This is a genomic window from Paenibacillus sp. AD87 (assembly GCF_001659845.1).
In the GTDB taxonomy this organism is placed as follows: Bacteria; Bacillota; Bacilli; order Paenibacillales; family Paenibacillaceae; genus Paenibacillus; species Paenibacillus marchantiae.
On sequence record NZ_LXQN01000007.1, the window covers coordinates 3488704 to 3503039 of the forward strand.

Annotated in this window: 12 protein-coding genes; 1 reads left to right on the forward strand and 11 read right to left on the reverse strand. The window is 46.4% G+C overall.

The genetic code is table 11. From position 1 onward, the window contains the following. Positions 1-6: 6 nt before the first annotated feature. The 5 genes from topA to gpAD87_RS15275 form a co-directional block, all read right to left on the reverse strand. Positions 7-2097 (reverse strand): type I DNA topoisomerase, encoded by a 2091-nt coding sequence (topA, locus tag gpAD87_RS15255; protein ID WP_064639074.1) that lies wholly within the window; start codon positions 2095-2097, stop codon positions 7-9. 120 nt (positions 2098-2217) lie between these two features. After that, positions 2218-3348 (reverse strand): DNA-processing protein DprA, encoded by a 1131-nt coding sequence (gene dprA / locus gpAD87_RS15260; protein ID WP_064639075.1) that lies wholly within the window; start codon positions 3346-3348, stop codon positions 2218-2220. A 247-nt stretch (positions 3349-3595) separates the two neighbouring features. Continuing rightward, a complete protein-coding gene (gene sucD, locus gpAD87_RS15265; protein ID WP_063566419.1) occupies positions 3596-4525 on the reverse strand; it encodes a succinate--CoA ligase subunit alpha in 930 nt (309 codons plus the stop codon). Between the two features lie 79 nt (positions 4526-4604). Further along, complete coding sequence (gene sucC, locus gpAD87_RS15270; RefSeq protein ID WP_064639076.1) at positions 4605-5765, reverse strand: ADP-forming succinate--CoA ligase subunit beta; 1161 nt, start codon at positions 5763-5765, stop codon at positions 4605-4607. 251 nt (positions 5766-6016) lie between these two features. Then, on the reverse strand, positions 6017-6472 hold the full coding sequence (locus tag gpAD87_RS15275) for a MarR family winged helix-turn-helix transcriptional regulator (RefSeq protein WP_063566420.1): 456 nt from the start codon (positions 6470-6472) through the stop codon (positions 6017-6019). A 527-nt stretch (positions 6473-6999) separates the two neighbouring features. Between gpAD87_RS15275 and gpAD87_RS15280 the strand changes: the two genes are divergently transcribed. Then, positions 7000-8604, forward strand: a complete 1605-nt coding sequence (locus gpAD87_RS15280) for a YifB family Mg chelatase-like AAA ATPase (RefSeq protein WP_064639077.1) — start codon at positions 7000-7002, stop codon at positions 8602-8604. Positions 8605-8824: 220 nt separating this feature from the next. On the opposite strand, the gene gpAD87_RS15285 is transcribed toward gpAD87_RS15280, so the two are convergent. From gpAD87_RS15285 to gpAD87_RS15305, 6 genes are all read right to left on the reverse strand, one after another. Then, positions 8825-9376: a nitroreductase family protein gene (locus gpAD87_RS15285; protein ID WP_064639078.1), complete on the reverse strand. Its 552-nt coding sequence runs from the start codon at positions 9374-9376 to the stop codon at positions 8825-8827. Between the two features lie 269 nt (positions 9377-9645). Continuing rightward, a complete protein-coding gene (locus gpAD87_RS15290) occupies positions 9646-10857 on the reverse strand; it encodes a carboxypeptidase-like regulatory domain-containing protein (protein ID WP_064639079.1) in 1212 nt (403 codons plus the stop codon). Between the two features lie 64 nt (positions 10858-10921). Beyond that, positions 10922-11083, reverse strand: a complete 162-nt coding sequence (locus gpAD87_RS31830; protein WP_231952583.1) for a paeninodin family lasso peptide — start codon at positions 11081-11083, stop codon at positions 10922-10924. 496 nt (positions 11084-11579) lie between these two features. Continuing rightward, on the reverse strand, positions 11580-11978 hold the full coding sequence (locus gpAD87_RS15295) for a YraN family protein (protein ID WP_064639080.1): 399 nt from the start codon (positions 11976-11978) through the stop codon (positions 11580-11582). Then, positions 11972-12280 (reverse strand): EscU/YscU/HrcU family type III secretion system export apparatus switch protein, encoded by a 309-nt coding sequence (locus gpAD87_RS15300; protein WP_064639081.1) that lies wholly within the window; start codon positions 12278-12280, stop codon positions 11972-11974. Before gpAD87_RS15300 ends, gpAD87_RS15295 begins: the two co-directional genes overlap by 7 nt. Beyond that, positions 12277-14319 carry a hypothetical protein gene (locus gpAD87_RS15305; RefSeq protein WP_064639082.1) on the reverse strand — a complete coding sequence of 681 codons (2043 nt, stop codon included), beginning with the start codon at positions 14317-14319 and terminating at the stop codon, positions 12277-12279. Before gpAD87_RS15305 ends, gpAD87_RS15300 begins: the two co-directional genes overlap by 4 nt. Positions 14320-14336 lie beyond the last annotated feature (17 nt).

Sequence of the window (14336 nt, forward strand, 5' to 3'; positions counted from 1 at the left end):
ATCCGCTCAATCTTCTTCCGGTTCCTCTACCGGCTCTTGATGATCACATGAAGTACACTGTAATCGTGTTCCCTGTTTGTTCCGTTTCTCAATCATTAGTGATCCACAACTTGGACATGGTTTCGCTGACGGTCTATCCCATGATACAAAATCACATTCAGGATACTTGTCGCAACCATAAAAAATACGTCCCTTTTTACTGCGGCGTTCAACAACATGCCCTTCCTTACACTTCGGACAGGTTACACCGATATCCTTGATGATCGGTTTGGTATTCCGGCAATCCGGAAATCCGGAACATGCGAGAAACTTGCCGAAACGACCCAGCTTATAAACGAGCGGTTTGCCGCACTTCTCACATATTTCATCCGACACTTCATCTTCAATCTCGATTTCTTTCATTTCTTCTTCTGCAAACTCAAGCCGTTTCTCAAAAGATTCGTAGAATTCTGCGAGTACTTTGACCCAATCCTCCGACCCTTCCTCCACATGGTCAAGATCACCTTCCATGTTGGCGGTAAACTCCACATTCAGGATCTCCGGGAAGAACTCCTCCATCTGTTCGATGACCAGTTCGCCCAGTTCCGTTGGCATGAATTTCTTCTCTTCAATAGCAACATATCCGCGCTTCTGAATGGTCTCCAGCGTTGGCGCATATGTACTCGGACGCCCTATGCCCAGCTCCTCAAGTGTTTTAACCAACCTTGCTTCCGTATAACGTGGTGGCGGCTGTGTAAAGTGCTGTTTCGGCTCGATCTCCCGATTCTCCAGCACATCTCCATTTTTCAGCGGAGGCAGCAGACGATCTTCTTCCGTTGTACCGTCATCGTTACCTTCTACATACACCTTCATGAATCCCTGGAAACGAACCTTCGAACCCGCTGCCCGGAAAATCGTATCTCCTGCAGCAATGTCCACGGAGAGTGTATCCAGAACGGCAGATGACATCTGGCTCGCTATAAAACGTTCCCAAACCAATTTGTACAACCGGAATTGATCACGACTCATAAACGATTTAATGGAATCCGGATCACGCAAAATCGACGTTGGACGAATCGCTTCATGCGCGTCTTGAGCATTGGCTGCTTTTTTGGAATAGTTTCTAGGCGTCTCTGGTGCAAATGGCTCACCATACTTGCCAATAATGTATTCCTTGGCTTCTTCCTGAGCCGATGCTGCAATTCGGGTAGAGTCCGTACGCATATACGTAATGAGACCGACTGTGCCTTCTTTTCCGAGGTCTACGCCTTCATACAGCTGTTGGGCGACAGACATCGTTTTGGAAGCTCTGAAATTCAATTTACGTGCGGCTTCCTGCTGCAAGGAACTCGTTGTAAACGGAGCAGAAGGGTTACGGCTGCGTTCCTTCTCTTTAACTTCTTTGACTGTAAAAGAAGCGCCCTCGATCTGTTTTAAAATGGCCTGTACTTCTGCCTCACTGCCAAGTTCGGTTTTGGTACCGTTCAACTGATGGAACTTGGCTTCAAACGGATTTCCGTCCGCAGTCAGTTTGGCAGTAATGCTCCAGTACTCTTCCGGTTCAAAATCATTGATTTCATTTTCACGATCCAAAATGATTTTGACGGCCACGGACTGAACGCGACCAGCGGACAATCCTTTTTTGACTTTCTTCCATAATAACGGACTAATTTTATATCCTACAAGCCGATCCAGAATACGTCTGGCCTGCTGCGCGTTAACCAGATCCATATTGATCTTACGCGGCGTTTTGAACGCATCTTTGACAGCCTGTTTCGTAATTTCATTAAATACTACTCGGCAATCCGCAGTTTCATCCAGTTCAAGTGCATGGGCCAAATGCCAAGCAATAGCCTCACCTTCGCGATCCGGGTCAGCTGCGAGATACACTTTTTTCACTTTCTTTCGTGCATCCTTCAGTTCTTTTAAAATTGAACCTTTACCGCGGATCGTAATATATTTCGGATTAAAATCATTCTCTACCTCAACGCCGATCTGACTCTTTGGCAAATCGCGTACATGCCCCATCGAAGCTTTGACGATGAACTTGCTGCCTAAATATTTGCCGATCGTCTTCGCCTTTGAGGGCGACTCCACGATTACGAGTGCATCCGCCATAGGTCCATCCTCCTCTCAGTCATGAAACTGCTGCTTGTTTTTATGATTCATACTTCATTAGCAGCAGGACTAACTTCCGCTAATAATCTATTTTCACATGCTGCCTTGATCGCAGCATCGTCATACCCTCGCGTATTTGGTTCCAGGTAATTGGCTAATCTGCTTTTTTATGATTAAAGATAACAGAACTGAATGCAAATGTCCAAAATCCCAGTTGAGCTGTTCCACAAGTTGATCCAGTGATTGCTCTTCCTGCTCTAGCAGATAAATAACACGTTGTTCATCTGAAGATAGTTTTACGACAGGGAATATTCCTTGATTGGAAGTTTCACTGCTTTCCGCCGAACGTCCTCTATTGTAAGGAAGTTGCTCGGCTTTTGGCAAGTCCAATCGAAACTCTTCCAATAAATCTGTGGCACAGGTCACCAATTTTGCCCCCTGACGAATCAGATTGTGCGAGCCTCGGCTTTTGGGAGATGTAATGGGACCTGGGACTGCAAACACGTCTCTTCCCGCTTCGAGTGCAGCATCTGCTGTAATGAGTGATCCACTTCGGATATCAGCCTCAACGACTAGCGTACCGAGAGTTAACCCTGCAATGATCCGATTACGTTCCGGGAATAATCCCTGACGCGCACGTGTACCCGGAGGATATTCTGATAAAAGCAGCCCTGTTTCGGCAATTCGTTCGGCAAGACTTGTATTTTCCGGCGGATAGATGTTATCAATTCCTGTCCCAAATACCGCAATGGTTTTGCCGTTTGCACGAAGAGTTGCATAGTGGCACACACTATCTATTCCTCTGGCAAGCCCGCTTACAATGGTCAGCCCTGCCTTGCATAGTTGCTCTGCCAGCTTTTCACCAATTTTACGTCCGTATACAGTAGGCATACGTGTTCCTACCATTGCAATGGATTGAGCGTGCAACAGATTCATATCTCCTCGACCGTACATTACCCAGGGTGGCTGAACGGTTTCCTTCATTAATATGGGGTAGTCTTGATCCAGATAGGTAACGATCTCAATTCCCTGTTTATAAACACCCTCTTGTCTCTGCTCAATCCAGTCGATATTGAATTGCTTGGTTAGACGCACAGCCTGATCCTTGCGTAAACCCGCGGCAATCCAATCTCCTTCTTTATAATCTAGAAAATCCGTCAATTGATGTTGTCCTGATAGCAGTTTCGAGATTGTTTTCTTACCAATACCATCCGTTTCATGCAGTCCAACCAAAATCCATCTCTCTTCCATAATCAGAAACCTCCCATAGCGGGAAGAAAATCTTCCCTCATATTGTGTGTTAAGTGACAACGGATTGCAAGCGTTTACTCTTACAGGCAGACAACAGCTCCCTTTTACACCCCATAAAAAAACGCAAAAAAGCAACCCTTCGCCCTGTTCAGGACAAAAGGTTGCTTACCTTTTCCGTATTATCAATAGTCGGCTCACCAGAAAAATAATTTCCCTGCACCGTTTCTTCTATTATAACGAAAAAGAATTAATGTGTCGTGCACAAATCCAGAATTCCGCGTTCTTCAAGTACGCTCACAAGAGTCGAGCCCATTTCAGCTGGCGTCGGAGCAACTTTGATTCCGCAAGATTCCAGTTTTGCAATTTTTTCTTTGGCTGTACCTTTACCGCCAGAGATAATAGCACCCGCATGACCCATACGTTTGCCTGGAGGCGCCGTAACACCACCGATGAAGCCAACTACCGGTTTGGTCATGTTATCGCGTACCCACTCTGCAGCATCTTCTTCAGCCGTACCACCGATTTCACCAATCATGATAACAGCACGTGTCTGCGGATCTTCATTGAACCGTTTCAGGATATCAATGAACTCGGATCCTTTAACCGGGTCACCACCGATTCCCACAGCAGAAGATTGTCCAATTCCACGCGCAGACAATTGATGAACGGCTTCATAGGTGAGTGTTCCACTACGGGAAACCACGCCAACGTGACCAGGCATATGAATATAACCTGGCATGATGCCGATTTTGCATTCACCTGGTGTAATAACGCCCGGACAGTTTGGTCCGATCAGAACGGTATCTTTTCCTTCCATGAAGCGGTCAACCTTGACCATATCAAGTACCGGGATACCTTCTGTAATACAGATCACGAGATCCAGCTCTGCGTCAACAGCTTCCATGATGGAATCCGCTGCAAATGCCGGAGGAACGTAGATGACGCTCGCTGTTGCGCCAGTAGCTTCCTTCGCTTCCTGTACTGTATTAAACACCGGCAGACTGACTACTTTGCCATCTTCCAGCGTGATATCAACATTGGTTCCGCCTTTACCCGGTGTAACGCCACCTACCATCTGGGTTCCGTAGTCCAATGCGCCCTTCGTGTGGAACATTCCCGTTGAACCCGTAATGCCTTGCGTAATGACTTTTGTATTTTTATCAATCAAAATACTCACGTTGCTTCACATCCTTACGGTTATTTTTCAAGTGCCGGACAGCTCCGGAACTAAGGCAGCAATTTGCCCAGGAATGAACTTATTTTACGAGGGCAACAATTTTCTGTGCACCATCTGCCATGGAATCAGCAGGAACGATATTCAGGCCGGATTCACCCAAAATACGTTTACCAAGCTCCACGTTAGTTCCTTCAAGACGAACAACCAGCGGTTTAGTCAGGCCAAGCTGCTTCGCGGCTTCAACAACACCATTGGCAATGACATCACAACGCATAATGCCGCCAAAAATGTTAACGAAGATACCCGCTACTTTGGCGTCAGATAAAATGATTTTGAAAGCTTCGGTTACTTTCTCTGTTGTAGCACCGCCCCCAACATCGAGGAAGTTAGCCGGGTCGCCGCCATAGTATTTGATGATATCCATCGTCGCCATCGCAAGTCCCGCACCATTGACCATACAGCCGATGTTGCCATCAAGTGCTATGTAGCTCAGGTCGTATTTGGAAGCTTCGATTTCTTTCTCGTCTTCTTCATCCAGGTCACGCAGTTCCAGAATGTCTTTGTGACGGAACAAGGCGTTGGAATCAAAATTCAATTTTGCATCCAGCGCGATAACGTTTCCATCTCCGGTAACAACAAGTGGATTGATCTCAGCAATGGAGCAATCTTTTTCGACAAATGCTTTGTACAACGCAAGCATAAACTTAACTGCTTTGTTCACCAATTCATTCGGAATACGAATGCTGTAGGCCAGTTTACGTGCCTGGAACACTTGCAATCCAATTGCAGGGTCAATAACTTCTTTGAAAATTTTCTCAGGTGTAGCTTCAGCTACTTCTTCGATCTCTGTACCGCCTTCTTCGGAAGCCATCATTACGACGCGGCCTGTGGCACGGTCCACAACAACACCCACATAATACTCTTTGCGGATATCGCATCCTTCTTCAATCAGAAGACGCTTCACTTCTTTACCTTCAGGTCCAGTCTGGTGTGTTACCAATACTTTTCCCAAAATTTCGGATGCGTAAGCACGAACTTCGTCGATACTTTTCGCTACTTTCACACCGCCGGCTTTCCCCCGGCCACCTGCATGAATTTGCGCTTTGACTACAGTCACTGGACTGCCCAGTGCCTCTGCGGCCGCAACCGCTTCATCGACTGTATAAGCAACCTTTCCGTTTGGAACGGTGACTCCATACTGTTTCAGTACTTCTTTTCCTTGATATTCATGGATATTCATTCTCGAATCCTCCTATCAACATGACTGCAACAAGGCGGGTTGGTAGACTAACAAAAGACAAATGTTGACTATTTTCACTTAAACCCAATTCATTGTAACATGTTTTTAAAACGCTTTCCTTAAAAAAGTAATGGTTAATAGACAGTATTTTGATATGGGTATGATCCCATATTGTGAATGCTTGGATATTAATGGAAAAAACCTTAGCTAATAAGCCAAGGTTTTTTTAATAGTATTACTAATGATGCATTTTATTTTCTGGCTACTTTGGTATTGGTCTGATGGACTTTCTCCAGAAGGCCTTTGAACTGTCCCAGTAGAGATTCAAACTCTGAACTGTTCAGACATGCATCTTCCTGAATCGCTTCAGGTATAGACAAAGCTTTATGGCGAAGTTCCCGCCCAGCGTCTGTAAGGGTAATCAATACTTTCCGTTCGTCCTGAGCTGAACGTTCGCGATGAATAAGTCCTGCTGACTGCAAACGTTTCAGAAGAGGCGTCAAAGTCCCTGAATCGAGGTAAAGTGCCTCTCCGATTTCCTTAACCGTACATTCTTCACGTTCCCACAATACCATCAAGACCAAGTATTGAGAATAAGTTACACCAAGCACCTCAAGGTAGGGCTGGTACATCTTCGTAATTTCACGTGAACAAGCGTATATGGCAAAGCATAATTGGTTATCCAGCTTCAAACTTTCATTCTGCATATAACTGTCTCACCTACCTATTGTGCATTCTATATACCTTAATAATAGAGGCTTACAACTGTTATATCCGCTATAATTCGGCGAATTATAAGGAGCCCTTCATCTATCTTATCATAAATTAGAAAAAAAACAGAATAATTGAGCACAAATGATTTTACTTTTCAATTTAATAGCATTAAATTTAATTGTATAAAATATAATTTGGGGCATAGACGATCGAAATCATATGACAACGTAACAAAAAACTCTTGATATGTTGAAACAACTAAACCAGCGTCTACATCCTTTTTTCCTAACAGTACGACATTGATTCAGAACTGAACATTCTATACTTCTGCTAGAAACTTCATGCGGTAACTGCAAAAAATTTAGGAGTCAGGGATAGATATACAGCAGCTATGACAATGACGGGTTGACGCCCTGATTTCTTTTATATAAAATGCTTGTTAGAAGCTGAGGAAGCACCTTAATTCGTAGACTGGCCTGTATTATGCGCGCCAAGGACGAAGTGAGGTGTTTCTTTTATTATGTACGGAAAACTGCATAGTGCCTGTTTATATGGAATTGACGGCGTTTTAATTGAAGTGGAAACAGATTTGTCGAATGGGCTACCCCAGACGTCTATTATCGGATTGCCGGATTCGGCTATTCGTGAAGCGGTTGAACGTGTTCGTGCCGCTATAAAAAACTGTGGTTACCAGTATCCGTTGCAGCGTATTACGATTAATCTGGCCCCCGCTGATCTGCGCAAGGAAGGATCTTCTTTTGATCTTGCCATTGCTATTGGTTTACTTACGACAAGTGGTCAGCTAGTACTTCCTGCACAGGAACGGACATTGGTGGTGGGTGAGTTGGCATTGGACGGTTCAGTGAGATCTGTGCCTGGCATTTTGTCCATGGTAGATTTGGCGAAACGGCTAGGCTTTACCTCCGTTCTTCTGCCCGCCGATAATCTGGAAGAGGCTTCGCTAATTCGGGGTATCCAGATATATGGTATTCGTCACTTGCAAGATATCGTACCTGAACAGGAAACGAATTCAAAGAACAAGGAAGGACTGCTGCAAAATACTGGGCCTGTTGTTTTAAAAGATTACGCCCATCTGTCTGCTCTGCATCCCAATGTCGGTGATATGGAGCGCCATGAGCGTCCAATGCGATCTCCATCGTTGGACGATGATTATAGTGATGTACTGGGACAGCATCACGTAAAGCGTGCACTCATGATTGCCGCAGCAGGCATGCACAATATTTTGCTCGTCGGACCACCAGGAACAGGGAAAACGATGTTAATTAAACGGCTGCCTACGATTCTCCCACCATTGTCCGAAGACGAAGCGCTGGAAGTAACTAAAGTGCTAAGTGCCGCAGGCAAGCTTAAAGATACCTCGAATGGTCTCATCGCAGACAGACCCTTTCGCTCTCCACATCATACGATCTCCACTTCAGGTCTAATTGGAGGCGGCGGCATCCCCAAACCGGGTGAAGTAAGTCTTGCCCACCGGGGTATATTGTTTCTGGATGAGCTGCCTGAGTTTCAGCGGCAAGTCCTAGAAGTGTTAAGACAACCATTGGAGGATCGTAAAGTCACCATTAGCCGGGCGAGAGCCGCGTTCACATTTCCAGCACAATTTATGCTCGCCTGTTCTATGAATCCTTGTCCTTGCGGTTATCTCTCTGCCCAATTGGAGGATCAAAGATGTATATGCAGTCCTGCACGCGTGGCTGCGTACCGTGCCAAAATCTCGGGACCACTACTAGATCGCATCGACCTTCAGGTCGAAGTTCCTCCCCCTGGGGAGTGGCGTAAGGCTGGCGCGTCTCCTTCATCTGCGGAAATGCAGGCCAAAGTCATTCATGCTCATCATATTCAGGCCGCACGATATGCGAATAGTTCTGTTCGCTGGAACAGCCAGCTATCAGGAACCCTTCTGCGTCGAACGATCCGTCTGCCTGAAGAAGCAGACCAACTGCTCCAGCAAACACTGCAAGCACTGAACCTGAGCATGCGTGCACATGATCGAATTATTAAGATGGCCCAGACGATCGCAGACTTGGACCATGAAGGCGTCATTTTGACAGCTCATGTGGCTGAGGCGATACAGTATCGTCAACTGGATTTGAATTTATTTTGAGCGAGAGTCATCCAGGCGATAAATGCTATATGGGGAAATACGTGCCTTCACCATTCAACATTATGATAGGTTCAAACGAGATATCTGTAGATTTCAAATTCATGGTTAAATAGATTTACAAATCAAATACCCCTGCATATATATCCTCTGTATGAGAGGCATACGTGCAGGGGCTTTGCATATAGCATCATGTTCGAAAGTATAGCGAACAAGAAATCAATTATTCAAATAAAGTCAGCTTGTCCTTAGCTGGTGTACGTTCTTTGGCAGAAGGAATAACATCTGGATACCCCATGTAAACCATGCCTATAATTTTTTCCCCAGCCTGAATCCCAAGTGTCTTACGGAATTTGGGTCCATAGAGGAAAGGCTTGGTTACCCAGAACGTACCAATGTCTTCACTCCATGCCGCGAGTAGGAAGTTTTGCACCAATGCACTTACTGCTGCAAAATCTTCATCCCAGATATTCTGGCGCGGATCTTCTTCCATAACGACAAGCATGACGGCAGGGACCTGCTTGATATTGGCAGAGAACTTGTTATCCTCTCCCATCTCTGCATCAATAGCGTCTGCCAGCTTGTTCAGTCCATTTCCGCTAAACAACAAAAACCGCCAAGGCTCACGCAATTTATGATTGGGTGCCCATACGGCTGTGTCCAACAAATCAATAATCTGCTGTGTGGGAACAGCTTCTTTTTTAAACTTTTTGACTGTACGACGATTTTGAATGGCTTCTCTTACGGCGTTACCCGTTTGGGTAGATTTACTCATGACCATGCCTCCCAGATTATAAAAAATTATCCGTGACCGCAGTTCAAGCCTGCGATATGAATCAACTCATTTATGAAAAATCAAACGGTGCAGCAAAACTGGATTACCCTCTTGATTATACACTGATCTGTTCATTGGATTCAAAGGAATGCGGATAACATTATCTCGTTCTGGTTATTTCGGATGCAAAAGGCGACTTCGACTCTTCCCTCCGCCGAGGGAAACTTTAGAGTCAACGTCGCCTTTCTTCATTATAAATAGCTATTTAATCAATAAGGGTATGATCCTGCTCCTTCATATTTCCCATTCACAAAATCCATTTTGTTTATTTTTTCTTGGTTGCCGGCGATATCCGTGCTGAAATACTCCACTGATTTGACATCAGGAGCATAGATTTTTATTGGTACGGTAAACGTGATCCATTCACCCCCATTGATTCTGTACTGGGTCATTTTCAAGCCAGATCCGTTAACTTCGTCCGTTGCCTTCAACTTAAAATTAAATCCATTAATATATTGTTTTCCGTTGGATACCTCTGTTAGAGGAATTAAAGCATATTTGGTTACAGGAGGGGTTTTGTCTACATTACTCTTGAGAATAAAATCAAAAGTATTTTTAGGTCCTTTGACCAAAGTTACCCTAATCGTTTGCTTGATATAACCATCCGCTTCAACAGAGATTGTGCTTGATCCCGGAAGCTGCTGTTTCATCGTATACTTACCTTGTTTGTCTGTTGTTGTCTGTAAACCATTGATTGTCACTTTGGCGCCTATGATCCCCTTTCCACTCTCATTGATCACCACGCCGTTTACAGCTGCCGCCTCTTGCAGATAGAAATTCAATTTATTCGTAGTTCCATAGGATACTGTCACATATTTCGTGTAAGGAACATAGTCATTCGCATTGACCTCAACATCAATGTTTGTGGTTTGATATGCGTTAATCCCCGTGATGGCGTAGTTGCCATCCTTGTCTGTTTTAATTGTTTGGCTTACCGTTGTAGCTTTTACAATCGCACCCACAATAGGTTTGCCCGTTTGGTCAGTCACTGTACCTACGATGGTGGCAGGCTCAAAGAGTACTAAATTCACTACTTTCGTATCCCCCGGATTTAAGGTTACATAACTAAAATTCATTCCTGAATCCAAGTACCCCTTCGCTACCGCTTTAATGGAGAAATCTGTACTTTCACCTATTGCCGTTTCAAACCGAAAATCTCCTTTCGAATCGGTCTTCACTATTTGTTTTTGTTCCCCACCCGTTTGCTGCGCAATATGTACGTTCACATCTTTTACTGGAAAACCATCGTGATCAGTAATTTGTCCAATAATATACGCAGTTTGAGCGAAACGATTCCCCATTTCCCTGACAGAAGCATCTTTGGATGCTGCATATGTCGTTTCAGAATGCAGCAGACCAAACACCCCAGAAAATAATAAAAACACACTTAAACGAATCATCCATTTCCATTGAATACTCATGACAATCGTTCACCTCATCCAAATATAATAGTAAATTTTAAAAATATGAAATTGTTATATCTATCTAACTGACTAACATTTCGAGCTTCCAAAATTCCCCGCCCCATACATATTGCCAAATCCCCTCGCCACCGTTCATGGTTTCACTAATATCCAACACTTCCAATTGCGGTGTCACCCACTCCTGTTTCATTTTCATTACCGCAGCAGATTGAATTTCTTTCATAATTCACACCTCTTTTTTATATTTTCTTTTCTTATTTTATTATAAATGATACATTTTGTATCTATTTATTTTAAGTACTTTAATCTCTTTTGTCGTCTAGCAACAAGTTAGAACACATAGCGAAGCTTTATTGTTTATGGAATTAGAATGAACTCCGGAATGGACATATATGGCAAGGAGAATGAGTGCACTTTATAACAAGCAACTCAGTAGCGTAGACTGGATTGAAACACATCTTTTGAGCTCTTATATAGAGAATTATTAATGAGATGTAGTCCATTAACGATCGGAAAAGGAAATATTAACAACGAGGATAATTTCAATTACTCACTTTTAGATACAAATTGTATCACCATTACTGCATGTGAAGCAGTTATGTTCTTAATTTCTTTTTTCCTATAACCAGCCCCAAAAAAATAACCCACAGGAGAGTCACTTTTTCAAGTGTCTTTCCTGTGGGTTAACACATCAGAAGAATCCCTTATATAGTAGGAACTCAAAATGCATTAATAATATGATCAACCGTGACGGTTTCGCCTGCTTTATCCAGCATGACTGCGATCACATCAAAACGAATTTGATGATTTGTCTCTCCCGTCATTTGCAAATATACAGATGCAGTTGCACGTACCTGCTTCATTTTACGGATATCTACCGACTCCTGGGGTGTACCATACTGCACAGTTCCGCTTCTACTGCGGACCTCAATAAAAATGATCATCTCTTCACGAGAAGCAACGATATCAATCTCTCCGCTACGGCAACGCCAATTGCGCTTCAAAATGTGATAATTATGCTCCTGAAGCCAGTCGCAAGCAACTTCTTCACCCAATCGTCCTTTTTGCTGACGTGTCAGTTTTGAAGCTGGACCTTGTTCTGATCTGCGCTCTACCATGATTCATCTTCCTCTCGTCCAGAAGCCAGACGGTCAGCACGATAAATGTAGGTCAACACTTCGGCTACCAGTTGATACAGTTCGGACGGAATCTGTTCATCCAAATCCAGCTTGGAAAGCACTTCAACAAGTGCGGCATCCTCCTGAACCGGCACACCATTTTCCTTGGCTTTATCCAGAATGGCCTCTGCTACTTTGCCACGGCCTTTGGCTACGACCACTGGCGCTTCGCTCTCACCAGGTACATATTTTAAAGCAACGGCCTTTTTGGATATCAGGTCCGGTTGCGAATCCTCTTTCATACCCGCATGTCCACCCCTTTGTATCGTTCAGGACTGTAGTCCGAGGCAGTCATTTTCCGTTCAGCACCCGGTTCCTGGCCAACAGGCCAGGGTTCCGCCTTGAAAGTCAGCAACTGATAACCCAGCTTGTCCAGCGCCCGATGGATCTCTTCACGCCCACTTTCTAGAAGCGGTCCCATTCCTTCACCGTCATTCAGTACACGCAGACTGACGATATTGTTGACAACATGCACATCGACCAGTGTTGGACCGAGACTTTTCATATCCAGATCGAACCACAGGCGACAGTTAGATGCATCCAACTCACCACGTTGTCCGCGGCGTGATTGAATTTGGACGGAAGCCGTCTCTTCTCCATCAGGTCCGGTAATGGGGATAAACCAGTGCATCTGTGCAAAGGTAGCACTGCGATCTGTTGTTAGCAATAACTGCTGACCTGTCAGAAATTGCACAGCCTGTCCGGCGGCATCCTTAAGTGCCGCCGGAGCACCATCGCTGCTGGCAAGCTGCAGCAGCAAGCCCTTGAGCGTGTCCGCGGTTCCCGGGCTCGCCACTTCCCCCACGCGCGCCTGCGCAGCCGCGCCGTGCACTGCCTGCTGCTCGTGCTCCGCACCGAGCAGCTTCAACACGCGCCCCACCCACGGGTCCCCCTCGTGGGTGACGGGCGCCGCCGCAGCTCCCGCAGGTGCTGTGGCACTACCGCCAGCCGGCAGCGCACCCACGCCGGCTGGCAAAGGCTGCGGCGCGCCTCCGGCAGCCGCAGCCGCCTGGCCGCCCTGCGATGCAGGGGCGGCCTGTGTCGCCGCACCCGGCTGTGCCGGTGCGGCTGTGGACGCGCTGCGCAGCGCGTCCAGCAGCGCCAGCAGCTTGGGCGCCAGCTGCGCTGCCGATGGAGCTGCTGGCGCCGCCTGCCCTGCTGCGACCGAAGGCCCCGCAGCAGCAGGCGTTTCACCGCGGCCGTCGGTTCGTCCGGCCACACTACCCTCAGGCTGGCCTGCAATCACTCGGCCAGCCACAGCATCCACAGCCGCCCCCGTCGCGCCCGGGCGGCTCCCAGCAACGCCCGCGTCAGCTGCACGCGGGCTCTCGCCAGGTATTCCGGTTCCTGCCGGAATACCTGTACCCACCTTGCCAGCAGTTTCAACATGGCTGGCCCCTGCTTTAAGCCCAGCATTCTCTGCATTTCCTGCACCAGTCTGTCCATTGCCTTTAACCGCGCCACCAGCAGTATCCACAGATCCATCTGCCATTTGAGCATCACCAGCGACTGCACCAGGCACGAGTTGCGCGGACAATCCGGTTGCCCCTCCTACCTGACGGTTACTGCCTGACGCAGCTACCGTTTCTCCCGCCAGCTCTCCGTTTAACGGTACAGGCACTCCAGCCATAATGTTATTCTTAACCGTAGCTGCCTGTTCACCAGTCGGCAGCGTTTTACCCGCGGTTTGTGTCAGCATGGACTCCAGCTGTTCAGCCAAGCCCTTCAACAACTGATGTAATGGCGGGCCAAAAACAGCCTGATGCAAGCCCTTTACCGTTTCCGCTGTAACCGGAAGACCACGCTGAAAAGCAATACCTGTTGCCTGCACCCATTCTTCAACAGGCACCTGTGCAGGTTTGGCTGTCATCATATTTTGAACCATGGCTACATTATCCTTGGTCAAAGGTAATCCGCTTCGCTGCATAGCTAACAGCAGTTCCCGATTCCCCTTGGTATCCGGCAAACCTACCTCCTGAAGCAAATTGTTCAGAGACGCCTGTGGCAGTTCTGCCAATGTACCCGTCAGTGGTTTCATTACCGTTACGCCATTTTCACCTGGAGGCTGTACCTGAAGCAGTGTTGTTTCACCTGGGCGAAGCGGGGTTTCCAGTTTTGCACGCACCTGTACACCCTGAATCTGAAGAACCGCATCTGCTCCATCATCGGATACACTAACCACAGAACCCCGTACAACCTGACCTTCCTTTAACTCCAGTGGTTTGGCATTTCCCGGTTTACTATCTCCCAGCAACCCACGAATCACGGAACTTATATTCATACCCTTCACCCTCCCTC